Here is a 23,345-nt window from a genome sequence, read left to right on the forward strand (position 1 = left end):
CACTCGCGCGGAGGTCGGCGAACACCGCAGGGCGCCCGGGAAGCCGGGCGCGATCGCAGGATCGGCGGCCACGGAGGCGGGAATCGAACCCGCGACCTCCGTCTTGTCGAGGCGGTGTTCTACCTGCTGAACTACTCCGTGACCACGTCGAGCGTAGCTCAGGATTCCTTGCGTCGCACGGATGCTTCGACCAAATCCAGTACGGCGGAAAGGTTTTCGTTGGTGTGGCCCGAGGCGATGCGGGCGATCAACCCGTCGAGGACCAGGTCGAGGTAGCCGAGCAGGACGTCGGTGGGGACGTCGTCGCGCAGGGCGCCCGCGGCCTTGCGGCGTTCGAGGCGGGCCAGGGTGGCGGCGGTGAGTTCGGCCGAGCGTTGGGTCCAGCCCGCGCGGAATTCGGGGTCGGTGCGGACTCGGCGGGCGATTTCGAGGCGGGTGCCCAGCCAGTTGAATTCCTCGGGGCGCGCGAGCATGTCGCGCATGACCTGGACGAGGCCCTGGTTGGCTGCGACGTCGGCCATGCGTTCGGCGTCGTCCTTGGCCAGGGCGAAGAAGAGGGCGTCCTTGTCTCGGAAGTGGTGGAAGATGGCGCCGCGCGAGAGGCCGATCGCTTCTTCCAGGCGGCGCACGGTGGCGCCGTCGTAGCCGTATTCGGCGAAGCAGCGTCGTGCACCGTCGAGGATCTGGCTGCGGCGGGCGGCGAGGTGGTCGTCGCTGACCTTGGGCATGATTCCTCCAACTAGCGGATACACGGACCCCCGCCCCGGCGAACCGAGACGGGGGCTGTCGCATTATTCAATGGGCAACGAATGCCCTTGTGGCGCAACACTTTACGGTGTCACGCCACCGGTCCAGCACTTAGCCGCGGATCATGTTCCGGAGCACGTACTGCAGGATGCCGCCGTTGCGGTAGTAGTCGGCCTCACCGGGGGTGTCGATGCGGACGACCGCGTCGAACTCGGTGACCTTGCCGTCTTCGGCGGTGGCGGTGACCTTGACGGTCTTGGGGGTGACACCCTCGTTCAGCGCGGTGATGCCCGCGATGTCGAAGGTCTCGGTGCCGGTCAGGCCCAGCGACGCGGCGGACTCGCCGGCCGGGAACTGCAGCGGCACAACGCCCATGCCGATGAGGTTGGAGCGGTGGATGCGCTCGAACGACTCGGTGATGACGGCCTTCACGCCGAGCAGGCTGGTGCCCTTGGCGGCCCAGTCACGCGAGGAGCCCGAACCGTATTCCTTGCCACCGAGCACGACCAGCGGGATGCCGGCGGCCTGGTAGTTCTGCGAGGCGTCGTAGATGAACGCCTGCGGGCCACCGTCGACGGTGAAGTCGCGGGTGTAACCACCCGAGACGTCGTCGAGGAGCTGGTTGCGCAGCCGGATGTTGGCGAAGGTGCCACGGATCATGACCTCGTGGTTACCGCGACGCGAGCCCAGCGAGTTGTAGTCCTTGCGGGCCACACCGTTGGCGTCGAGGTACTGCGCGGCCGGGGTGCCCGGCTTGATCGGACCGGCGGGGGAGATGTGGTCGGTGGTGACCGAGTCGCCCAGCAGCGCGAGGACGCGGGCGCCCTTGATGTCGGTGACGGGGCTCGGGTCCATCGACATGCCGTCGAAGTACGGTGCCTTGCGCACGTAGGTCGACTTCTCGTCCCACGCGAAGGTGTCACCCTCCGGGGTCGCCAGACCCTGCCAACGCTTGTCACCGTCGAAGATGGTGGCGTAGGAGTTGCGGAACATGTCCTGGCTGATCGAGGACTTGATGGTGTCGTCGATCTCCTGGGCCGAGGGCCAGATGTCCTTCAAGAAGACATCGTTGCCATCGGTGTCCTGGCCGAGCGCGTCGGTCTCGAAGTCGAAGTCCATCGTGCCCGCGAGCGCGTAGGCGATGACCAGCGGCGGGGAGGCCAGGTAGTTCATCTTCACGTCGGGGGAGATGCGACCCTCGAAGTTGCGGTTACCGGAGAGAACGGCGGTGACCGAGAGGTCGTTGTCGTTGATCGCGGCCGAGATCGCCTCGGGCAGCGGACCGGTGTTACCGATGCAGGTGGTGCAGCCGTAGCCACCGACGAAGAAGCCGAGCTTCTCCAGGTAGGGCCACAGACCGGCCTTCTCGTAGTAGTCGGTGACGACCTGCGAGCCCGGGGCCATGTTGGTCTTCACCCACGGCTTGGTCGACAGACCCTTCTCCACCGCGTTGCGGGCGAGCAGGGCGGCGCCCAGCATGACCGACGGATTGGAGGTGTTGGTGCAGGAGGTGATGCCCGCGACCACGACGGCGCCGTGATCGAGGACGAACTTGTTGCCGTCTTCGCCCACGACCTCGATCGGCTTGGACGGACGTCCGGTGGCACCGTTGGCGGCCGAGTGGGCCGGGACGTAGGTGTCGTCGGCCGCGCTGGCCGACACCGCGGTCGAATCCGAGGCAGGGAAGGACTCCTCGACGCCCTCGTCCAGCGCGGTGAGCTCACCTTCGCCGACGTAGTTGACGATGTCGGAGCGGAACGCGCTCTTGGACTCGCTGAGCAGGATGCGGTCCTGGGGACGCTTCGGGCCCGCGATCGAGGGCACCACGTCGCCCAGGTCGAGCTCGAGGTACTCCGAGTAGACCGGCTCGCGCTCGGGGTCGTGCCACATGCCCTGTTCCTTGGCGTACGCCTCGACGAGCGCGAGCTGCTCGTCGCTGCGGCCGGTGAGGCGCAGGTAGTTGATGGTTTCGCCGTCGATCGGGAAGATCGCTGCGGTGGAACCGAACTCGGGGCTCATGTTGCCCAGGGTCGCGCGGTTGGCGAGGGGAACCTCGGAGACGCCCTTGCCGTAGAACTCGACGAACTTACCGACCACGCCGTGCTTGCGCAGCTGCTCGGTGACGGTGAGCACCACGTCGGTGGCGGTGACGCCCGGCTTGATCTCACCGGTCAGCTTGAAGCCGACGACGCGCGGGATCAGCATGGAGACCGGCTGGCCCAGCATCGCGGCCTCGGCCTCGATGCCACCGACGCCCCAGCCCAGCACGCCGAGGCCGTTGACCATGGTGGTGTGCGAGTCGGTGCCGACGCAGGTGTCGGGGTAGGCCTGGCCGTTGCGGACCATGACCGTGGGGGCCAGGTACTCGATGTTGACCTGGTGGACGATGCCCATGCCAGGGGGGACGACCTTGAAGTCGTCGAAGGCGCCCTGGCCCCAGCGCAGGAACTGGTACCGCTCGCCGTTGCGCTCGTATTCGAGGTCGACGTTGCGCTCCAGCGCGTCGGCGCGGCCGAACACGTCCAGGATCACCGAGTGGTCGATGACCATGTCGGCGGGGGACAGCGGGTTGACCTTGCTCGGGTCGCCACCGAGGACGGTGACGGCCTCACGCATGGTGGCCAGGTCGACGATGCAGGGCACGCCGGTGAAGTCCTGCATGATCACGCGCGCGGGGGTGAACTGGATCTCGACGCTCGGCTGTGCCGAGGGGTCCCAGTTCGCGATCTCGCGGATGTGGTCGGCGGTGATGTTCGCGCCGTCCTCGGTGCGCAGCAGGTTCTCTGCCAGCACCTTCAGGGCGTAGGGCAGCTTCTCGGTGCCGGGAACAGCCGAGAGACGGAAGATCTCGTAGGAGTTGCTTCCGACCTCGAGCGTGCCTTTGGCGCCGAAGGTATCAATCTTCGTCACGTCAGCTCCACTCATGTGTGAGGGTGTGCCGCCGGCGGGGCTGTGCCGGCGACTCGCGTCTTCGGAGGGGGTATCCGGCGCCGTTATATGCCGGTTTCCTCGCCGTACGAGCCTAACAGTACGCTTGTCCTATGAAATACGCGGGGGCCGTCGGTGGTGCCGCGCGGACGTAGTAGCGCGTTCCGTCGCGTACTGTGCCTGACGAGCGAAGTCGGGGAAGACGCAGTGACGCTCACCTTGGCAGTGTTGGACGCCCGTCGCGACACCGGCGATCGTGGCTCGACAGACCGGATGGAAGATGACCACTTTTGCGCCGATGGCGGCCGAACTGCCGCCGAACACCGTGCTGAGCAGCGTCGCGTCCGACCTCGCCGACAATCACGTCGCGGCCCCCAAGGGTCAGGATCAGGAGAAGCTGGCGGCGATCGTCGCGCAGGCGCGATCCGAGGGGATCCCGCTCAGCGTCGTGATCGTTCCCGGTAATCCCGGCCACGATTCGAGCCTACGTGACCTGGCCACCGAGGTCGGCGAGAACACCCACGGCACCGTCGCGGTCTTCAGCGACGACTGGCTCGGCACCTACAGCGACAGCATCAGCCGGGTTCGCCTGGAGTGGGCCGAGGACGCGGCCAAGTACAAGGGCAACCATCCCGAAGAGGCCGTGCAGGCCTTTGTCGACCGGTTGGAGCAGCCGGAGGGCATCTCCTGGGGCGCCATCACCGTGGTGATGCTGGGGCTCATGGCGCTGGCGATCGCCGGGCTGTATCTGGTGAAGGTCCGCCGCGGTCCCGACGCACCTGTGGTCACCTCACCGCGCATCGATGCGGGTTCTACCAACTAACTGGTTTCACTCCAGTCACATTTCCAGACCAACGGTCTGTTCCATGCGGTAGAAACCTGCCTCGCATCAGGCTAATTCTGAGCAATCGATGAATTGCCGCCGCGCCCCACTGTGGCAGATGTTTCCTTTGGGAACTATGTGTCGTACGGTTGCTTTTGATCGTGATCGTGAATGCAGTGGTACAGGGGGCATTGGTCGACTCTTGTGGTCGGTGTTTCGGCTGATGTGCCGGTGGCGTATGTCGAGTCGAGATACTCGGAGGTGCCGTGCGCGGTGCGGGCAGGCAGGACGAACCAGGTCTATTACGAATAGCGATCGGTTTGCTGTCGGTGCTGGTGGTACTCGGCGCCGCGGGACCGGTCGCGGCGGTACCACCTCCGCCACCGAACCCTTCCGACGGTGAGATCGCCGGTGCGGGCGCCCAGGTCGACGCGCGGGTCGGCGAGATCGGCCTCCTGATCAATCGCGTCGCCGCGGCCGATCAGCAACTGCGTGCCCTCGACGACCAACTCGCCGCCAAACGCGAAGCGGTCAACCAGGCGCTCGTCGACCTGCAGTACGCCCGCGACGCCGCCGACGCCGCCGCGGCCGCGGTCACCGACAGTCAGACCCAACTGGCCGACGCGGGCGCGAAAGTCGGTGTGGCACGCCAGGATTTCGATCAGGTCGCCACCCAGGCCTATGTGCGCCCGGCCAACAGTTCGGTCGTCACCTACCTCGCCTCCTCGACCCCCGATGCCGCGATGGATCGCGCGCAGGTGCTCGGCATGGTGTCGAAGAACCAGCGCCAGGTCCTCGACGGGCTGCGCCGCGCCCAGATCGACCAGGCCAACCAGAACTCCGCCGCCCGCCAGGCCAAGGTCGACGCCGACACCGCCGCGGCGGGCGCCGAACAGAAACGTGACGCCGCCCAAACCGCGGTGAACGTCGCGAAATCCGAGTTCGACACCCAGTCCGTGGCCCGCGACACCCTGCAACGCGACCGCAGCGCCGCCCAGTCCGCTCTCGACGTCGCCCGCTCGACCGTCGCGGGCCTGCAGGGCCAGCGCGAGATCTTCCTGAACTGGGACGCCCAACGCGAAGCGGAGATCCTGGCCCTGCTGGCCGCCGCCAACGCCGCCGCCACCCGCGCCGCCGAAGACAAAGCGGCCCGCGAACGCGCCGCCGAACTCAACGAGGGCCAGCGCCCCCACACCGACCTCGAATCGACCCCGGCCTCCCCCCGCCGAACCAAACCCCGCCCCTCCCAACCGCAGATCACCGGTTCGGCCGCGATCGAAACGGTGGTCGACCGCGCGATGTCCCAACTCGGCGTCACCTACGCCTGGGGCGGCGGCGACGAAGACGGCCCCACCCTCGGCATCCGCGACGGCGGCACCGGCGACGCCCACGGCGACTACAACAAAGTCGGCTTCGATTGCTCGGGATTGATGCTGTATGCGTTCGCGGGCATCGGCGTTTCCCTACCGCACTACAGCGGCTACCAATACAACGCGGGCACCCGAGTCGACGTCGACGACCGCGAACGCGGTGACATGCTGTTCTGGGGCCCCGGCGGCAGCGCCCACGTGGCGATGTATCTGGGCAACGGCACGATGATCGAGGCCCCCCAGAGCGGAGACATCGTGAAGATTTCCCCTGTCCGCGAAGACGGCATCATGCCCTACGCGGTCCGCATCATCACCGACTGAATCAGCCGCAGATCTTCATGGCTGAGTTCGCCCTTCGACCGGAGTTCGCCAGGGCGGCTTCCGAACGGGCTAGAAATTGTCCGTTTTCAGTCGAAGGGCAGCACGATGTCGAATTTCACCGCGGTTCACGAGCATTCGCGCCGAGCGGTACCCGAAACCGTGCGGATGGCGTTCTATGTCATGCTCTCCGGCGCCGTGTGCAGTGCGCTCAGTGGCGTGTACGCGATCGCCCACATCGCCCCGAGGCTCGGTGACGTCATCGATGAGGCCGACTCGCGCCGTGGAATCGACAACAGCGTCTTGTACGCCGAGACCGTGGAATCGGCGATCCGCCGCCTACTTCGCACCGGTTTGCGCCCATGCATACGTTCCCGTCCTCGTCTCGGCGCCCGAGCGATAACTCACGCGGTAGGGCTTGACGGGGGAGAATTCTGCGAGCGAATTCTCCTCGACCAGGCAGACCGTCACGAAACGGGTGACAGAAGCATCGTTGCTGGTAGCGGCGTGTTCGGACGCTACCTATCGCATCGAGTGAGGAAGGCGTGAGCGGCGTCACGCGCATGACGAATTCCCGTCTAGTGCTGGCCGGTTGCGGCGCACTGGACGATTCAATGGAATAGTTGGTGCCGCACGCACAGGACCAAAGCGAAAGCGGGGATGTTGGTGACTTCGACGGAAGGTGTGAGCGGGCCGAAGCTGGCGAAAGACGCCGGTACGGCTGCGCCGAGCACCCTGGAGCGTGACGTCCAGACTCTCGAGAAGGCGATCTACGAGGTCAAGCGGGTTATCGTCGGTCAGGATCGGCTCGTCGAGCGTTTGCTCGTCGCCGTGCTGGCGCGTGGACACGTGCTTCTCGAAGGTGTGCCGGGCGTCGCGAAGACTCTTGCGGTGGAAACCTTCGCCAAGGTCATCGGCGGTTCGTTCTCCCGGGTGCAGTTCACCCCGGACCTCGTGCCCACCGACCTCATCGGTACCCGCATCTACCGGCAGGGCCGCGAGGAATTCGACACCGAGCTCGGCCCGGTCGTCGCGAACTTCGTGCTCGCCGACGAGATCAACCGCGCACCGGCCAAGGTGCAGTCGGCACTGCTCGAGGTGATGGCCGAGCGCAAGCTGTCGATCGGCGGCAAGACCTACCCGATGCCCGATCCGTTCCTGGTCATGGCGACCCAGAACCCGATCGAGAGCGAGGGCGTGTACCCGCTGCCCGAGGCGCAGCGCGACCGCTTCCTGTTCAAGGTCGTCGTGGACTACCCCTCGGTCGAGGAAGAGCGCGAGATCATCTACCGGATGGGTGTGAGCGCGCCCGAGCCGAACCAGATCCTCGACCCCGAAGACATCATCCGCCTGCAGAAGGTGGCCGCCAACGTCTTCGTGCACCACGCGCTCGTCGACTACGTCGTCCGCGTGATCAGCGCGACCCGCACGCCCGCCGAATTCGGCATGAACGATGTGGCGAGCTGGATCTCCTACGGTGCGTCCCCGCGCGCGAGCCTGGGCATCATCGCCGCGGCCCGCTCGGTCGCGCTGATCCGTGGCCGCGACTACGTGGTGCCCCAGGATGTCGTCGAGGTGATCCCGGACGTGCTGCGTCACCGCCTGGTGCTGTCGTACGACGCACTGGCCGACGAGGTTTCGCCCGAGGACGTCATCAAGCGCGTGCTGCAGACCGTCGGTCTGCCGCAGGTCGCCCCGCAGGCCAACGGTCAGGCTGCCGCGCAGCAGCCGCCGGTGCCCCAGCCGCCCCAGCAACAGCCTGTGCCGCAGCCGGTGAACGGGCAGCAGTCCCAGCCCGCCGGCTCCGCCGCACCCCAGTGAGTGCGCCGGAACCCGTTGTCCGCGTGCCCATGTCGTCACACGCTCCGCCGTCGTTTCGGGCCGGTGAACTGACCGACCCGAAGCTCTCGGCCGCGCTCAAGACTCTCGAGTTGACCGTGCGGCGCCGCCTCGACGGCGTGCTGCACGGCGATCACCAGGGTCTGATCCCCGGTCCGGGTTCGGAACCGGGGGAGGCCCGGCTCTACCAGCCGGGTGACGATGTGCGCCAGATGGATTGGTCGGTCACCGCCCGCACCACCCATCCGCACGTGCGGCAGATGATCGCCGACCGCGAGCTCGAGACCTGGCTCGTCGTCGACCTGTCGTCGAGCCTGGACTTCGGCACAGGCCGGGTACACAAGCGCGATCTCGCGATCGCGGCCGCCGCGGCCATCACTCACCTCACCTCGGGTGGCGGCAACCGCATCGGCGCCGTCGTCGCGACCGGTCAGGATCTGGTGCGCATTCCCGCCCGCAGCGGACGCATGCACGCCCAGACCCTGCTACGTGGCATCGCGACCACCCCGCATGCCCGCGACGGGGTGCGCGGTGATCTCAAGGCCGGGATCGAATCGCTGCGTCGTCCGCAACGCAAACGCGGCCTGGCCGTGGTGATCAGTGACTTCCTCGGTGACGTCGACTGGCAGCGTTCATTGCGCGCGATCTCCGCCCGCCACGACCTCCTCGCGGTCGAGGTGCTCGACCCACTCGACATCGCGCTGCCCGACGGCGGCGACGTGGTGCTCCACGATCCCGAATCGGGCCGCACCCGCGAGTTCAGCGTCACCCCCACGCTGCGCGCCGACTTCGCGGCCGCGGCCGGAGCCCAACGCGAACAGGTGGCCCAGGCGCTGCGCAGCTGCGGCGCGCCGGTGCTCACCCTGCAGACCGACCGGGACTGGATCGCCGACGTGGTCCGATTCGTGTCCACCCGGCGCCACAGCCTCGGCGCCCCGAGCGGACGGGTGCCGCGCCAGTGAGTATTTCGCATTTCACGGCCGTCGCCTGGCTGGGTTTCCTCGCGGTCGTCGCTCTCCTCGTGCTCGGCTACGTGCTCGTGCAGCGTGCCCGGCACAAGCGGATGCTGCAGTTCGGCAACATGGCCATCCTGGAACGTGTCGCCCCGTCGCGGCCGAGTCCGATGCGCCACGCGCCGATCGCGCTGATCCTCGTCGGCCTCGTGCTGCTGACCATCGCCGCCGCGGGACCGACCGCCGTGCAGAAGGTGCCGCGTAACCGCGCGACTGTTGTTCTGGTGATGGATGTTTCGCTGTCGATGGAAGCCACGGACGTGGAGCCCGACCGGTTGCAGGTCGCGCAGAAGGCCGGTAAGGAATTCGTCGACGGTCTGACGCCGGGCATCAACCTCGGTTTCGTGACGTTCGCAGGCACGGCCTCGGTGATGGTGTCGCCGACCACCAACCGCGAGGCGGTGAAGCACTCGATCGACAACATCAAGCTTGCCGAGCGCACCGCTACCGGCGAGGGCATCCTCACCGCCCTGCAGTCGATCGACACCTTGGCCGCTGTGCTCGGTGGCGCCGAAACACCGCCGCCCGCACGCGTGGTGCTGATGTCGGACGGCAAGCAGACCGTGCCCGACGACAAGGACGTCGACAACGCACGCCACGGTTTCACCGCCGCGCGCCTTGCCAAGAACAAGGGCATCCCGGTCTCGACGATCTCCTTCGGCACCGAATGGGGCACCGTCGAGATTCCGGATTCCGACGGCAAGGGCTCCCAGCGGGTGAAGGTGCCCGTCGACAACGACTCGTTGCGCGAGATCGCCGAGCTGTCCGGCGGCGACTTCTACACCGCCTCGTCGCTGGCCGAACTCACCGCGGTCTACGACACCCTCGAAGAGCAGATCGGCTACGAAACAACCCGTGGCGACGCGAGCAGGCCGTGGCTGCTGGTCGGCATGCTGGCCATCGCGGCCGGAGTCGTGGTCAGTTTGCTCTATCGTCAACGCCTGCCCTAGCTCGCACCGCCCCCGCGTTGTGAGCTGTCGCAACGGCGCGACCCTGACGCGGGGCGCACGAATCGGAACAGATAGGTTGGACCCTATGTCGAACGTCACATCACGATCGGTCCTGGTCACCGGCGGTAATCGCGGTATCGGTCTCGCCGTAGCGCAGCGTCTGCAGGCCGACGGTCACAAGGTCGCCGTCACCCATCGTGGATCAGGGGTGCCCGAGGGCCTGTTCGGTGTGAAATGCGATGTCACCGACAGTGATTCGATCGACCGTGCGTTCAGCGAGGTCGAGGCGCACCAAGGTCCGGTCGAGGTCATCGTGGCCAACGCGGGCATCGTGGACAACACGCTGTTCATGCGGATGAGCGAGGACTCTTTCACCAAGGTCATCGACGCCAACCTGATCGGTGCATGGCGAGTCGCCCAGCGCGCCAATCGCAACATGCTGAAGGGTCGCTGGGGCCGGGTCATCTTCCTGGGTTCGGTCGTCGGTCAGATCGGCGCGCCGGGCCAGGTCAACTACGCGGCGGCCAAGGCCGGCCTCGTCGGCATGGCGCGCGCCATCACCCGTGAGGTGGGCAAGCGCAACATCACCGCGAATGTGGTGGCTCCCGGCCTGATCGACACCGACATGACCCGCGAGGACATGACCCCGGAGATGCGCAAGGCCGCGCTGGAGTTCATTCCCGCAGGCCGGATCGGCCAGGCCGAGGATGTCGCCGCGGCGATCAGCTTCCTCGCCTCCGACGACGCGTCCTACATCTCCGGTGCGATCATCCCGGTCGACGGCGGCATGGGCATGGGTCACTGATCCGCCACTGACCCACCAACCACACACACTGATTTCAGGAGAACCGAAAACTCATGGGCGGACTGCTCGAAGGCAAGACCATCCTGGTCACCGGCATCATCACCGACTCGTCGATCGCGTTCCACGCGGCCGCGATCGCGCAGGAGCAGGGCGCGAGGGTGATCATCACCGGTATCCCCGACCGCCTGCGGCTCATCGACCGCATCGCCAAGCGCCTCCCGCAGGAAGTGCCGCCTGCCATCGGCCTCGACGTGACCAACGAGGACGACCTGGCCGCGCTCACCGAGAAGCTGCGTGAGATCGCCCCCGAGGGCATCGACGGCGCGCTGCACTCCATCGCGTTCGCGCCGCGTTCGATCATGGGCCCCGGCGCCCTGCCGTTCCTCGAGGGCCCCGGCCCCGACGTCTCGAAGTCGTTCGAGATCTCGGCGTGGAGCTACGCCTCTCTGGCCCGTGCCGTGCTCCCCGTCATGAACGAGGGTGGCTCGCTGGTCGGCATGGACTTCGATCCGCGCGTGGCCATGCCGTACTACAACTGGATGGGCGTGTCCAAGGCCGCCCTGGAATCGGTGAACCGGTACGTGGCGCGGGAAGTGGGCGCCGCCAAGAAGATTCGCTCGAACCTGATCGCCGCCGGTCCGATCAAGACCCTCGCGGCCAAGGCCATCGCGGGCACCGCCACCGACGACGCCAAGCAGCTCGTGCAGCTCGACGAGTACTGGGACGGCGCGTCGCCGATCGGCTGGGACGGCAACGACCCGCGCGCGGTCGGCAAGTCGATCGTGGCGCTGCTCTCGGATTGGCTGCCCGCCACCACCGGCTCGATCATCTATGTCGACGGCGGCGCCAGCCACAACATGTGGTTCCCGGAGAACATGTCCCTGAGCTGATGCCGGACGCCCTGCTGCTGCTGTCCTTCGGTGGCCCCGAAGGCCCCGAGGACGTGATTCCGTTTCTGGAAAACGTCACTCGGGGCCGCGGGGTACCGCCCGAACGGCTCGCCGAGGTCGCACAGCACTACCTGCATTTCGGCGGGGTCTCGCCGATCAACGCGTTGAATCTGCGGATCATCGCCGCGCTCGAGGCCGACCTCGCCGATGCCGGACTTGATCTGCCGGTCTATTTCGGTAACCGTAACTGGCACCCCATGGTCGAGGACACCGTCGCGCGGATGACCGCCGACGGTGTGCGCTCGGCCCTGGTCTTCCCGACTTCGGCGTGGGGTGGTTACTCCGGTTGCCGCCAGTACGACGAGGACATCACCCGTGCCCGCACCGCGGTCGGCGCGGGTGCCCCCGAACTGGTGAAACTGCGCCAGTACTTCGATCACCCGCTGCTGATCGAGTCCTTCGCCGACGCGATCACCGCTGCGGTGCAACAGATTCCGGCCGATCGCCGCGCCGGGGTGCGCCTGGTGTTCACCGCGCATTCCATCCCGATCTCCGCCGATATCGCCGCTGGACCACCCGCCGACGGCGGTCGTCTCTACAGTCGCCAGGTCGCCGAAGCGGCCCGATTGTGTGCCGCCGCAACAGGATTCGCCGATTACGACGTGGTGTGGCAGTCGCGGTCGGGTCCACCGCAGGTGCCGTGGCTCGAACCCGACATCGTCGACCACCTGGATGTGTTGCACGGCAAGGGAATCGACGCCGTGGTGGTGTGCCCGGTCGGTTTCGTCTCCGATCATCTCGAGGTGATCTGGGATCTCGACAACGAAGCGTCGACCCGCGCCGCCGAACTCGGCATGGCCTTCGCCCGCGCGGGCACTCCCGGCACCGATCCACGGTTCTCCCGGATGATCGTCGAGCTGATCGCCGAGCGGGTGAGCGGCGGACCGGTGCGCGAACTCGGTGAAGTCCCCGGCTACGGCTGCACTGTCGACGGCGCGCTGTGTGCCCCCGGCTGCTGCGAACTGCCCGCGCGCCCGGCGCGGCGCTGAACACAACCGGATAACCATTCACCGGTAGTACCCGGTTCGAGGGGTAGCCTTTTCGCAGTTGCGCTCGACTGATCGGAGGATTTCCGATGGTTTCGATATCGCCGCACCGCACGACCGGGCTGGTCCTGGTGCTGACCGCCGCCGCGCTCGGCCTGACCGGGTGTGGCAAGGAGGGCTTCCAGACCGAGCCGGTCCCGCCGCCCGTGACCACGGTCTCGGCGGCCGCGGCGGGCGAACTGTGCGGCATTCTCGACGGGCAGAAGGGGACGTGGAAGGCGCTGGGTCCGCAGGTCGCGCAGGTGGCGTTCACCGGCGTGATGAACCTGTGGACGATCGACGACACCGTCGCGGGTGCCGCCGTCGCCCACGACCGCCGCATCGTCGATACAACCACCACTCGCGCCTGCCCGCAGGTCCGCAGCGCCGTCCTGAAAGTGCTCGGCGTCCCCGATCTGCGGAGCGCGCTCGGCGGATTCTGAAGCGGCACTTCCCCCTTCGCGCCCGCACTGCGTTAGCATCCCCGCAGACCTTCGCCCGAAGGTCCGATCACCTACGGGGAGGGCCCGATGAGTTATGCCGATGTGCCGATGACCGCGCTATCCGGGGGAGGTGGTCTGTTCGCCGGCGAACGCGTGCTCGCGGGTGGTGCGGAGACAGTGCAGGCCCGTCGCGGTGGCGGCGGTGACGGCGTGAGTATCGGGGTCGGTCTGCCGGACTGGGTCTGGTACATCATCATCGGCGTGATCGTGCTCATCGTGTTGATCGTGTTGATCCGCAAGATGAGTGGTGGATCGAATCACGGTGCGCCCCACCAGATGCCGCCGCAGCAGATGGCACAGCAGCCGTATCCGGCGCAGTATCAGCAGCCCTACCCGCAGCAGCACCCGTCCGCGCCCGGCTACCCGCAGCCGCAGTATCCGCCGCAGTATCCGCAGGGTCAGTATCCCCAGCCGTATCCGCAGCAGCCCTACCCGCAGCAGGCGCCGTACCCGCAATACCAGCAGCCGCAGTATCAGCAGCCGCAGTACCAGCAGCCATACCGTCGCTGACGAATCGGCCGCCGCCTGGCCCGGCGATCACCGCTGAAGGTGCAGGCACGTGGCCCCCGCGCTGCCCGCAACCGCTGTGCCCGCAACCACTGTGCCCCGAGTTGCGGTAGTCCGGAGTTGCGGTAGTACGGACCCCGGTGCGGAGGCGTCGTCGGTGTCGCTCGAAGCTCTCGACGCGCGCGCGTTGTCGGCTACGTGTCGCGGCGAGCGGCGGCGTGGACCGCGACGAGACGGGCCTCGCGAATCGTGTTCCACAGCGGACGCAGCAGCGATTCGTGCGCGCCGATCGCCGTGGCCGACGTGGGCGACGACGCCGGTTCGTGTTGCGCGACAGTGAGGATCGCGGCCACATGATCGGCAGTATCGAGAATTCGCTTGGCACGCAACGGAATCGAGTCCGGGTAGGCGTGGCGCGAATAGGCCGCGAGCTGCGCCTCGATCTGCTCGCGCGGATCGTCGTCGCCGTTGCCGACCGCGGTGGTGTGCAGTTGCATCAGCGCGTCGGCAGCGTCGCGAACCGACTCGCGCATGGTGTACTCGGCCTCACCGAGCGACATGTCGTGCCCGGCGATGCGGGGCAGGTCCACGCCGTAGACGGTCCATTGGAGGGTCTCGTCGTCTTCCCACTGGGGGATCAGGCCCGTGCCGGGCTCGCCGGGAACACCGAGCAGCAGCCCTTCCTCGGCGTCGATCGCGTCGGCCGCGAAGGCGGTGCCGACGGGCAGCCCGCGCACGTCACCCGGTGCGGGCAGGACCAGACGCAGGTGCGCACCGGCCGGGGCCATCGCCTCGCGGATCACTTTGAGCAGCGGCATGGCGCCGGTGCCCGCGTCGCCGCGTGCGGTCCACGGCAGATCCGTGCGGCCACCGGTCACCGGGTCGCCCGCGGCGATGGTGTGGCGCGGCGCCCAGGCGTGCAGTGCCTCCAGCACGTCGTCGGGCGCGCTGGTACCGGCCAGCCAGGAGCCGGCCCACAGCGTCAGCGTGGCACTGGGAGAGCACATAATCATCGAGCATAAAGGTTTGCCCGCGATCGCGTGCGCGCACTGAGCGGCCCGCCTGACCTGGGTGTGCGTTCAGTCCGGTTCGGTCACGAAGTCGATGAGCCGTTCCACGGCGCCGATGAGCGGGGGTTCCAGATCCCGGAACGAGTCGACCGCATCGTAGACGCGGCGCCAGCCCTGCTGCGGTGTTCCCCAGCCCAGCCGCGCGCAGATTCCGGTCTTCCAGTCCTCGCCGCGGGGGACCGTCGGCCAGGCGTCGATCCCGACCGCGGCGGGGCACACCGCCTGCCAGACGTCGATGTAGGGGTGGCCGGTCACCAGCACATGCGGGCCGAGCCCGGTGGTCAGGTGCGACTCCTTCGAGCCGGTCACCAGGTGGTCGACCAGCACCCCCACCCGCGCACCGGGACCCGGCTCGAATTCGGTGAGCCGCGCGCCGAGATTGTCCAGACCCTCCAGATGTTCGACGACCACGCCCTCCACTCGCAGGTCGTGACCCCACACCCGTTCGACCAGCGCCGCGTCGTGCACGCCTTCCACCCAGATCCGGCTCGTCCGCGCGACCCGTGCGCGCAAACCCTCGACGCGAGTCGAGCCCGACGCCGACCGTGCGGGCTGCTTGGCCGCGGTCTGCGCGGGTTTGATCAGCGTGACCGGTTTCCCGTCGATCAGGAACGCGGCCTCGCGCATCGCGAACAGTCGCACCACACCGCGCCCGTCCTCGAGTTTCACGAACTCGCCGTCGTAGCTGCGATCGAAACCGACTACGGCGCCGCAGAATCCGCTCGCCGCGTCCTCCACCACCAGGTCGCGTTCGGCGCTCACCCTCGGCACCGGCTTCTTCTTGGTCCGATCGTGTCCGGAATAGATGTCGCCGTAGCTGTCTCGTGCACTCACGCCCCGAAACTACCGCGCGCGCAACCCTGCGCGCTGCACCGGCGCACCGGGCGAACTGATCACGTGAGCCCGCCCGCAAACCGGTCATCAGGGCTAGGCTGGCGGTGTGGCCGCAATAGTCTGGCTGATCGCGGGCATCGTTCTCGCGGCGGCGGAAATGCTCACCGGGGACCTCATGCTGCTCACGCTGGGCGTGGCCGCACTCGGCACGGCGGGCGTGAGCGCCGCGACCGATCTGCCGATCTGGGGCGACGCGTTGGTGTTCGCCGCGATGGCCGGTGTGCTGTTCCTCGGGGTGCGCCCGGTGTTGCGCCGCAAGTTCGGTTCGCCGCCGCCAACGCCGACGAATGCCGATGCGCTGCCGGGCAAGTCGGCGCTGGTGCTCGAGCAGGTCGCGGAGTATTCGGGTCAGGTGAAGCTCGGGGGTGAAGTCTGGACGGCGCGGCCGCTCGACCCGAGTGAAGTGTACGAAGCCGGTGTGACTGTCTATGTGATGAAGATCGACGGTGCTACTGCCGTCGTCTGGAAGGGTCCCTAGAACATGGTTGCCTTGATCGTGGCCGCCGTCCTCGTCCTGTTGGTCGTGGTGGTGGTCTTCAAATCGATCGCGCTCGTCCCACAGGCCGAGGCGGCGGTGATCGAACGGCTCGGGCGGTATTCGCGCACCGTGTCCGGTCAGCTGACGTTTCTCGTCCCGTTCGCCGACCGCGTCCGCGCGAAGGTGGACCTGCGTGAACGGGTCGTGTCGTTCCCGCCGCAGCCGGTGATCACCCAGGACAACCTCACCCTGCAGATCGACTCGGTGGTGTATTTCCAGGTCACCAGCCCGCAGGCCGCCGTCTACGAGATCAGCAACTACATCGCCGCGGTCGAGCAGCTCACCGTCACCACCCTGCGCAATGTCGTCGGTGGCATGACCCTGGAAGAGACGCTGACCTCGCGCGATCAGATCAACAACCAGCTGCGCGGTGTGCTCGACGAGGCCACCGGCCGCTGGGGCCTTCGCGTGGCCCGGGTGGAGCTCAAGTCCATCGATCCGCCGCCGTCGATCCAGGAATCGATGGAAAAGCAGATGAAGGCCGATCGCGAGAAGCGCGCGACGATCCTCACCGCCGAAGGCAACCGCGAAGCCCAGATCAAGACCGCCGAGGGCGCCAAGCAGGCGGCGATCCTGACCGCCGAGGGCGGCAAGCAGTCCTCGATCCTGTCGGCCGAGGGTGAACGCCAGAGCCGCATCCTGCGCGCCCAGGGTGAACGCGCCGCCTCCTACCTGCAAGCTCAGGGCCAGGCGAAGGCGATCGAAAAGGTCTTCGCCGCCATCAAGAACGGCAAGCCGACCCCGGAACTGCTTGCCTACCAATACATGCAGACGCTGCCGATGGTCGCCAAGGGCGACGCGAACAAGGTGTGGCTGGTGCCGAGCGATTTCGGTAAGGCACTCGAAGGCTTCGCCCAGAACTTCGCATCCAAGGGCGAGGACGGCGTCTTCCGTTACGAGCCGTCCGCCGACGAAGCGCCGGTGCAGATCGCCGACGATTCCGATGTCGAAGACTGGTTCGAAACCGCCTCCGACCCCAAAATCGCCGAGGCAGTCCGCGCCGCCGAAGCCACCGCCCGCACCCCGGTCGAAGGTTTCGACACCCCCGTCCCGCGCCCGAAAACCTCAGTGGCCAAGGGCGACCCGGAACTCCCCACCCCACCGACAAACCTGGACGCGGAGCAATCCCCCCAACGCCCGAACGACCCCTACGGCCGCCCCTGGCAGCCGCCCCAGCACGGCTGACCCCACCCAAGTGAACGGCCTCGATGCGCATGCGCATCGAGGCCGTTTTCTCTTGTCCGGCAACCATTTCGACGTCAGCGCGAGCGGAACCCATCGTGGTCGATGGACATCGCGATCGTTGAACGGAAACACCGAGCACGATCGGCGTAGTGACGGCGAACGGTCGTATGGCGCGCGGCCGGTACGTCGACGTGGCGGATGAGGGATCGAGCGCGGAACCGAAGGGGGTGAGTCAGTGGGGGAGGGGGAGGAGTTCTACTAGGGTGCCTCGGCCGGTGCCTGGGGGGAGGATGGCGAGGGCTTGGCAGCCGATCAGGCCGGCTAGGTGGGGGGTGTGGGCGGGGCCGGTGCTGCGCCAGACGCCGCCGGGGTGTTGTTGGACGCCGACGATGCGGGTGGCTTCGCCTTCCATGACGCCGGCGTCGGAGAGGCGGCCCCACATGGTGGGGCCGGGGGTGCGCAGGGTGAGGGCGTCGACGATGGCGGGGCCGACAGCCAGCAGGGCTGCGACGGCGGCGAAGGGGTTGCCGGGCAGGCCGAGGAGGACGCGGCCGTCGGGGAGTTGGGCGACGACGGTGGAGCCGCCGGGGCGGATCGCTATGCGTTCGACGATGATTCGGGCGCCGAGGTCGGACAGAAGGGTGCGCAGGTGGTCGGCGGCGCCGCGGCCGGTGGCACCGACCATGACGACCAGGTCGGCGTGGGATTTCAGGGTGAGCCAGGAGCGTAGGAGGTCTTTGCTGTCGGCGAGATGCCAGAGGCCGGTGCTCTCGATGTCGCAGGAGCGCAGGAACTCCGGCATGACCGGGCCGAGGGAGTCGCGGGTTTCGCCGGGGTTGAGCGGACCGACGGCGCGGATCTCGTCGCCGGTCATCACCACGTCGGCACGCAAAGGGCCACGGACAGTAACTGTTTCGGCTTCCGCGCTCAGTGCCGCCGAGGCCAAGGCCGCCGAGACGCGCACGCCCGCGCGGGCCAATTCTGTTCCGCTGCTCCAGTGTTCGCCTTGGCGGCGGGTGTCATCGCGCACCGGTGCGCCGGGCGCGCGCATCACCACCGGTTTACCGGAGACGGTCGTGGTCACGATGTGTTCGTCGCGCAGGGTCGCCGTGGTGCCCAGCGGGGTCGCGGCGCCGGTCGCGATTCGCACCGCCTCTCCGGGGGCCAGCACCACCGAGCAGCCGCGTCCGGCGTAACTGACCTGCTGGTGCAGACGCCACCACGGTCCAGGGCCCGCGACCGCATAACCGTCCATAGCGGCACTGTCCACGCGCGGCAGGGGAGTGCCCGCGGCGAGGGCCACCGCGAGGGTCGCTCCCACGGCCTCGGCGACAGGTCGCTCGCGGACCGCGATCGGCTCGAGCTCCGCCGCTATTCGCGCACGCACCAGACTCAGCCCACACTGCACCGTCGGCACTACGCCCACCCGTGCGCTCGTCACCACGTCTCGCCTTCTGCAGGATCCGTCACCGACACTGCGACTCATGGTGCGCACCACCGATTGCCTGCGATTTTCCCCGCAGTTGCCTCGCGATGACGTTGTGCTCACGGGTGGGCAGGTGCTGCGGTGCGTAGTTCGGTGCCACGCGCGGGTTTCGTCCCGCGTGCGAAGGGGTGCACGAGTTCCCGCTCGGCAGGGTCATGTGGGCGGCGCGATACGTAGTACTTATGGGTGGGCGGGCTGGATGGCGAGCAGATCGCATCGCACAGCGAACTGTCACTCGCCGGTTCGGCACCACGCGTCGGCGGCCGCCTCGAAGCGGACGTGCGCCGGCGGGCTTGCCGAGGTTGCGCTGCAACGGCCACACCGACCGGCTGCGACTCCCTGCCCGTCCCGCTCCCGCGAACGCGGTGTCACGCTTCGGTCAGTGCACCCGCCAGCTCGGCCGCGCGGTCCGCGATGGCGGTGCCGAGTTCGGCGGTGGTGGCCGTGCCGCCCAGGTCCGGTGTGCGGACTGTGCCCGCAGCGAGCACATCGCAGACCGCACGGTCGACGGCGGCGGCCGCGGCATGCTCGCCGAGACGGGAGAGCAGCATGGCACCCGCCAGAATCTGCGCGACCGGGTTCGCGATGCCAAGACCGGCGATATCGGGCGCACTGCCGTGCACGGCCTCGAACATCGACGGTGCGTCGGCCGCGGGGTTGATATTGCCCGAGGGGGCAAGGCCGAGTCCGCCGGTGACGGCGGCGGCGAGGTCGGAGAGGATATCGCCGAACAGGTTCGAGCCGACGATCACGTCGAGGCGGTCGGGGTGAAGCACGATTTCGGCGGCCAGCGCGTCGACGTGCATCTGGCGGGTCTCGACTCCGGGATACTCGGTGGCGATGCGCTCGAAGATGCTGTCCCAGTACGGCATCGAGTGAATCAGCCCGTTGGATTTCGTGGCCGAGCAGAGCTTGCCCGATCGTTCGGTGGCACGGTCGAAGGCATAGCGGATGATCCGCTCGCAGCCCGTGCGGGTGAACACCGATTCCTGCAGCACGAATTCGTCCGGCCTGCCGGGATTGTGGATGCCACCGATCTCGGAGTACTCACCTTCGGAGTTCTCGCGCACGATGAGAATGTCGAGGTCGTCGGCCGTGCGGTCACGCAGGGCCGATTCCGTGCCGGGCAGCAGTCGCACCGGTCGCAGATTCACGTACTGGCTGAAGGCCCGCCGCAGCGGAATCAGCAAGCCCCACAGGGAAATATGGTCGGGCACGCCGGGGAATCCGACGGCGCCGAGCAGGATCGCGTCGAACTCCGCGAGCTGCGCTGGTCCGTCGGCGGGCATCATCGCGCCGGTCCGCAGATAGTTCTCACACGACCAATCGAATTCGGTCCAGCTGATTCCCGGCAGGACCCGGTCGAGCACCTTCACCGCCTCGACGGTCACGTCGACGCCGATTCCGTCGCCCGGAATGGTCGCGATCCGGTATGTGCGCACGCTGTCTCCCTAAACCTTGACGCCGATGTATTTGGTCTCGAGGAATTCGTCGATCCCGGTGAACCCGCCCTCGCGCCCGAGCCCCGATTCCTTCACCCCGCCGAACGGCGCGGCCGGATTCGAGACGACGCCCTGATTCAGGCCCACCATCCCCGTTTCGAGCGCTTCGCAGACGCGCAGTCCACGCCGCAGATTCTCGGTGAACACGTACGCGACGAGCCCGTACGGGGTGTCGTTGGCGCGGGTGATCGCTTCCTGCTCGGTGTCGAAGGTGCCGATCGCGGCGACGGGGCCGAAGATCTCGGTGTGGCACAACTCGGCGTCGTCGGGGACGCCGGTGAGCACGGTCGCCGGGTAGAACGTGCCGGGTCCGTCGATCGCCGTCCCCCCGAGCAGTACCTCGGCGCCACGGCGGCGCGCGTCGGCCACGAGATGCTCGACCTTGGCGACGGCGTCTGCGTCGATCAGCGGCCCGACGACAACGCCCGCCTCGGTGCCACGGCCCATCGGTAGCGCCGCCATCCGCGCGGCCAGTCGTTCAGCGAACTCCCCAGCGATGCCGCGCTGCACCAGGATTCGGTTCGCGGCCGTGCACGCCTGGCCGATATTGCGCATCTTGGCCGCCAGTGCGCCCTCGACTGCTTCGTCGAGGTCGGCATCGTCGAACACCAGCAGCGGCGCGTTGCCGCCGAGCTCCATGGAGGTGCGCATGACGGTGTGGGCGCACTGTTCCAAGAGCAGTTTCCCGATGGCGGTGGAACCGGTGAAGGAGAGCTTGCGCGAACGCGGATCGGCGATGAGCGGTGCCATCAGCGCGCCGGGGTCGGCGGTGGTGACCACATTGACGACACCCGCGGGCACCCCGGCATCGCCCAGAATCGCGGCAAGGGCCAGCATCGAAAGTGGTGTCTGTTCAGCGGGTTTCACGACGCAGGTGCAGCCCGCTGCCAGTGCGGGCGCGATCTTGCGGGCACCCATCGCCATCGGGAAGTTCCATGGGGTGATGAGCAGGCTCGGTCCCACCGGCTGCTTCGTCACGAGGAATCGTGAACCGCCGGTCGGCGCGGGCATATACCCGCCGTCGAGGCGAACGGCTTCCTCGGCGAACCAGCGGAAGAACTCTGCGGCATAGGCGATTTCGCCGCGCGCCTCGGAAAGTGGCTTGCCCATTTCGAGGGTCATGATCAGGGCGAGGCGTTCGGTGTCGGCGAGGAGAGCGTGGTGCGCGCGCATCAGGATGTCGCTGCGTGTGCGGGCCGGGGTGTTCGCCCAGTCCGCCTGCGCCTCGGCGGCGGCGGTGAGGGCGTCGAGTCCGTCTGCCGCCGTCGCGTCTGCCACCGCGCACAGTTCCGCGCCGGTCGCGGGGTCGAGGACAGGCAGCGTGGCGGGGGAGTTACGCCACCGGCCGCCGATGAACAGCCCCCTCGGGACGCTGTCGATCGCGGCGCGCTCGTCGACGCTCAGGTCCGCGAGTAGCTGTGCACTGCCCCCGGACTTGTTGGTATGTGCCTCGTCAGTGAGGAGTCCTTGTGCCTCGTTAGTGAGGAGTCCGTGTGCCTCGTCCATTCGGTGCCTGCCTCCCGACGCGGTGGATCAACCATTGCTGTGAACCCTGTCGCCATGTTATGCATATTGTCAACAATCCGACAATAGACAATCTGGGGAGTCCTTGATGACCGAGCTGTCTCCCGTCCTGAAGCAGGCCACGCCCGTTCACGTCGACCACGGCGCAGGCTGCTACCTCTACGACACCGACGGTCGCCGCTACCTGGATTTCACCGCCGGGATCGGCGTCACCAGCACCGGGCACTGTCATCCCACCGTGGTCGCGGCTGCGCAAGCCCAGGTCGGCAAGCTGATCCACGGGCAGTACACGACGGTGATGCACCGGCCGCTGCTGGAACTCACCGAGCGCCTCGGCACGGTCCTGCCCGAAGGACTGGACGCGCTGTTCTTCGCCAATTCCGGCAGCGAGGCTGTCGAGGCGGCTCTGCGTCTGGTCCGGCAAGCGACCGGGCGCCCGAATGTGGTCGTCTTCCACGGCGGTTTCCACGGCCGCACCGTCGCCGCGGCGACCATGACCACCTCGGGAACCCGGTTCTCGGCGGGTTTCAGCCCTTTGATGTCGGGTGTGTACGTGGCCCCGTTCCCGACCGCCTTCCGCTATGGCTGGAGCGAGGAGGAAGCCACCGACTTCGCCCTGCGTGAGCTCGACTATCTGCTTGCCACCCTCACCTCGCCCGCGGAAACCGCCGCGTTCATCGTCGAACCGGTCCTCGGCGAGGGCGGCTACATCCCCGGCAACACCCGGTTCTTCCATGGCCTGCGCGAGCGGGCCGACCGGCACGGCATCCTGCTGGTCTTCGACGAGATCCAAACCGGGTTCGGACGGACCGGAAAGTTCTTCGGCCACCAGCACTTCGACGTGCGGCCCGACGTGATCACCATCGCCAAGGGTCTGGCCAGTGGGTTCCCGCTGTCGGGCATCGCGGCGTCACGAGAGCTGATGGCGAAGGCCTGGCCGGGGTCCCAAGGTGGCACGTACGGCGGTAATGCGGTGGCGTGTGCGGCCGCGATCGCGACACTCGAGGTGATCGAGGCCGAGGGGCTCGTCGACAACGCCGCCGTCCGTGGGGCGCAGTTGCTCAGCGGGGTCGAAGAGCTGGCCACGAAGGCGATCGGGGATGTGCGCGGCCTCGGTCTGCTCGTCGGTGCCGAATTCACCACGGCGACAGGCGAACCCGACACCGCGACCGCAACGGCGGCCCAGAAGTCCGCCGTCGACAAGGGGTTGTTGCTGCTCACCTGTGGCGCGCACATGAACGTGGTGCGCATGATCCCGCCGCTGATCGTCACCGACACCCAGGTCGAGGATGCCCTGGCGATCTGGTCGGAAGTCCTCACCGAGCTGTAGTCCTGCGTGCTGCCCCCGCTCGGGGTTCCGAGCGGGGG

20 protein-coding genes and 1 tRNA gene are annotated in these 23,345 nt (G+C 67.7%); 13 read left to right on the forward strand and 8 right to left on the reverse strand.

The annotated features are described in order from the left end of the window. Window positions 1–68: 68 nt before the first annotated feature. The 3 genes from ACFW6D_RS06335 to acnA form a co-directional block, all read right to left on the reverse strand. Window positions 69–141: transfer RNA gene (locus tag ACFW6D_RS06335), tRNA-Val, on the reverse strand. A gap of 17 nt (window positions 142–158) precedes the next feature. Next, complete coding sequence (locus tag ACFW6D_RS06340) at window positions 159–728, reverse strand: TetR/AcrR family transcriptional regulator (protein WP_266290299.1); 570 nt, start codon at window positions 726–728, stop codon at window positions 159–161. Window positions 729–858: 130 nt separating this feature from the next. Further along, complete coding sequence (acnA, locus tag ACFW6D_RS06345) at window positions 859–3,672, reverse strand: aconitate hydratase AcnA (protein ID WP_379325360.1); 2,814 nt, start codon at window positions 3,670–3,672, stop codon at window positions 859–861. Window positions 3,673–3,955: 283 nt separating this feature from the next. Here acnA and ACFW6D_RS06350 point away from each other — a divergent pair, with 283 nt between their 5' ends. The 10 genes from ACFW6D_RS06350 (at window position 3,956) to ACFW6D_RS06395 (ending at window position 13,781) form a co-directional block, all read left to right on the forward strand. Beyond that, window positions 3,956–4,498 (forward strand): DUF6676 family protein, encoded by a 543-nt coding sequence (locus ACFW6D_RS06350; RefSeq protein WP_379237836.1) that lies wholly within the window; start codon window positions 3,956–3,958, stop codon window positions 4,496–4,498. Between the two features lie 266 nt (window positions 4,499–4,764). Continuing rightward, window positions 4,765–6,189: an NlpC/P60 family protein gene (locus tag ACFW6D_RS06355; RefSeq protein WP_379325362.1), complete on the forward strand. Its 1,425-nt coding sequence runs from the start codon at window positions 4,765–4,767 to the stop codon at window positions 6,187–6,189. Between the two features lie 657 nt (window positions 6,190–6,846). After that, window positions 6,847–8,007 carry an AAA family ATPase gene (locus ACFW6D_RS06360; RefSeq protein ID WP_379325364.1) on the forward strand — a complete coding sequence of 387 codons (1,161 nt, stop codon included), beginning with the start codon at window positions 6,847–6,849 and terminating at the stop codon, window positions 8,005–8,007. Between the two features lie 29 nt (window positions 8,008–8,036). Then, window positions 8,037–8,987 (forward strand): DUF58 domain-containing protein, encoded by a 951-nt coding sequence (locus ACFW6D_RS06365; RefSeq protein ID WP_379237828.1) that lies wholly within the window; start codon window positions 8,037–8,039, stop codon window positions 8,985–8,987. Next, entirely contained in the window at window positions 8,984–9,988 is a 1,005-nt protein-coding gene (locus ACFW6D_RS06370) for a VWA domain-containing protein (RefSeq protein WP_379325366.1), read from the forward strand. The genes ACFW6D_RS06365 and ACFW6D_RS06370 overlap by 4 nt, the downstream gene beginning before the upstream one ends. Window positions 9,989–10,073: 85 nt before the next feature. Then, window positions 10,074–10,793, forward strand: coding sequence for a 3-oxoacyl-ACP reductase FabG1 (fabG1, locus tag ACFW6D_RS06375; protein ID WP_379325368.1), 720 nt, complete (start codon window positions 10,074–10,076; stop codon window positions 10,791–10,793). Window positions 10,794–10,846: 53 nt separating this feature from the next. Beyond that, complete coding sequence (gene inhA, locus ACFW6D_RS06380) at window positions 10,847–11,683, forward strand: NADH-dependent enoyl-ACP reductase InhA (RefSeq protein ID WP_379325370.1); 837 nt, start codon at window positions 10,847–10,849, stop codon at window positions 11,681–11,683. Continuing rightward, window positions 11,683–12,732, forward strand: coding sequence for a ferrochelatase (locus tag ACFW6D_RS06385; RefSeq protein WP_379325372.1), 1,050 nt, complete (start codon window positions 11,683–11,685; stop codon window positions 12,730–12,732). The genes inhA and ACFW6D_RS06385 overlap by 1 nt, the downstream gene beginning before the upstream one ends. A gap of 86 nt (window positions 12,733–12,818) precedes the next feature. Then, window positions 12,819–13,211: a hypothetical protein gene (locus tag ACFW6D_RS06390; RefSeq protein ID WP_379325374.1), complete on the forward strand. Its 393-nt coding sequence runs from the start codon at window positions 12,819–12,821 to the stop codon at window positions 13,209–13,211. An 87-nt stretch (window positions 13,212–13,298) separates the two neighbouring features. Continuing rightward, on the forward strand, window positions 13,299–13,781 hold the full coding sequence (locus tag ACFW6D_RS06395) for a hypothetical protein (protein ID WP_379325376.1): 483 nt from the start codon (window positions 13,299–13,301) through the stop codon (window positions 13,779–13,781). Between the two features lie 191 nt (window positions 13,782–13,972). Here ACFW6D_RS06395 and ACFW6D_RS06400 read toward each other — a convergent pair whose 3' ends face one another. After that, window positions 13,973–14,785 (reverse strand): hypothetical protein, encoded by an 813-nt coding sequence (locus ACFW6D_RS06400; protein ID WP_379325378.1) that lies wholly within the window; start codon window positions 14,783–14,785, stop codon window positions 13,973–13,975. 72 nt (window positions 14,786–14,857) lie between these two features. Then, window positions 14,858–15,682 (reverse strand): DUF3097 domain-containing protein, encoded by an 825-nt coding sequence (locus tag ACFW6D_RS06405; RefSeq protein WP_379325380.1) that lies wholly within the window; start codon window positions 15,680–15,682, stop codon window positions 14,858–14,860. Between the two features lie 106 nt (window positions 15,683–15,788). Between ACFW6D_RS06405 and ACFW6D_RS06410 the strand changes: the two genes are divergently transcribed. Continuing rightward, window positions 15,789–16,220, forward strand: a complete 432-nt coding sequence (locus ACFW6D_RS06410; protein ID WP_379237812.1) for an NfeD family protein — start codon at window positions 15,789–15,791, stop codon at window positions 16,218–16,220. A gap of 3 nt (window positions 16,221–16,223) precedes the next feature. Beyond that, window positions 16,224–17,465: an SPFH domain-containing protein gene (locus ACFW6D_RS06415; RefSeq protein WP_379325382.1), complete on the forward strand. Its 1,242-nt coding sequence runs from the start codon at window positions 16,224–16,226 to the stop codon at window positions 17,463–17,465. Between the two features lie 232 nt (window positions 17,466–17,697). Here ACFW6D_RS06415 and ACFW6D_RS06420 read toward each other — a convergent pair whose 3' ends face one another. From ACFW6D_RS06420 to ACFW6D_RS06430, 3 genes are all read right to left on the reverse strand, one after another. Continuing rightward, window positions 17,698–18,906: a molybdopterin-binding protein gene (locus ACFW6D_RS06420; protein ID WP_379325384.1), complete on the reverse strand. Its 1,209-nt coding sequence runs from the start codon at window positions 18,904–18,906 to the stop codon at window positions 17,698–17,700. A 413-nt stretch (window positions 18,907–19,319) separates the two neighbouring features. Continuing rightward, a complete protein-coding gene (locus ACFW6D_RS06425; protein WP_379325386.1) occupies window positions 19,320–20,393 on the reverse strand; it encodes a tartrate dehydrogenase in 1,074 nt (357 codons plus the stop codon). 9 nt (window positions 20,394–20,402) lie between these two features. Continuing rightward, on the reverse strand, window positions 20,403–21,959 hold the full coding sequence (locus tag ACFW6D_RS06430; RefSeq protein WP_379325388.1) for an NAD-dependent succinate-semialdehyde dehydrogenase: 1,557 nt from the start codon (window positions 21,957–21,959) through the stop codon (window positions 20,403–20,405). A 106-nt stretch (window positions 21,960–22,065) separates the two neighbouring features. On the opposite strand from ACFW6D_RS06430, the gene ACFW6D_RS06435 reads away from it, so the two are divergent. Next, entirely contained in the window at window positions 22,066–23,307 is a 1,242-nt protein-coding gene (locus tag ACFW6D_RS06435; RefSeq protein ID WP_379325390.1) for an aspartate aminotransferase family protein, read from the forward strand. Window positions 23,308–23,345: the final 38 nt, after the last annotated feature.

It is taken from the genome of Nocardia sp. NPDC058705 (assembly GCF_042749305.1).
In the GTDB taxonomy this organism is placed as follows: Bacteria; Actinomycetota; Actinomycetes; order Mycobacteriales; family Mycobacteriaceae; genus Nocardia.

Coding starts and splice junctions, on each gene's coding strand:
- ACFW6D_RS06360 (WP_379325364.1), top strand. CDS start 6,847: ATGTTGGTGACTTCGACGGAAGGTGTGAGCGGGCCGAAGCTGGCGAAA.
- ACFW6D_RS06435 (WP_379325390.1), top strand. CDS start 22,066: ATGACCGAGCTGTCTCCCGTCCTGAAGCAGGCCACGCCCGTTCACGTC.
- fabG1 (WP_379325368.1), top strand. CDS start 10,074: ATGTCGAACGTCACATCACGATCGGTCCTGGTCACCGGCGGTAATCGC.
- ACFW6D_RS06430 (WP_379325388.1), bottom strand. CDS start 21,959: ATGGACGAGGCACACGGACTCCTCACTAACGAGGCACAAGGACTCCTC.
- ACFW6D_RS06365 (WP_379237828.1), top strand. CDS start 8,037: ATGTCGTCACACGCTCCGCCGTCGTTTCGGGCCGGTGAACTGACCGAC.
- ACFW6D_RS06400 (WP_379325378.1), bottom strand. CDS start 14,785: ATGTGCTCTCCCAGTGCCACGCTGACGCTGTGGGCCGGCTCCTGGCTG.
- inhA (WP_379325370.1), top strand. CDS start 10,847: ATGGGCGGACTGCTCGAAGGCAAGACCATCCTGGTCACCGGCATCATC.
- ACFW6D_RS06395 (WP_379325376.1), top strand. CDS start 13,299: ATGAGTTATGCCGATGTGCCGATGACCGCGCTATCCGGGGGAGGTGGT.
- ACFW6D_RS06415 (WP_379325382.1), top strand. CDS start 16,224: ATGGTTGCCTTGATCGTGGCCGCCGTCCTCGTCCTGTTGGTCGTGGTG.
- acnA (WP_379325360.1), bottom strand. CDS start 3,672: ATGAGTGGAGCTGACGTGACGAAGATTGATACCTTCGGCGCCAAAGGC.
- ACFW6D_RS06390 (WP_379325374.1), top strand. CDS start 12,819: ATGGTTTCGATATCGCCGCACCGCACGACCGGGCTGGTCCTGGTGCTG.
- ACFW6D_RS06340 (WP_266290299.1), bottom strand. CDS start 728: ATGCCCAAGGTCAGCGACGACCACCTCGCCGCCCGCCGCAGCCAGATC.
- ACFW6D_RS06350 (WP_379237836.1), top strand. CDS start 3,956: ATGACCACTTTTGCGCCGATGGCGGCCGAACTGCCGCCGAACACCGTG.
- ACFW6D_RS06385 (WP_379325372.1), top strand. CDS start 11,683: ATGCCGGACGCCCTGCTGCTGCTGTCCTTCGGTGGCCCCGAAGGCCCC.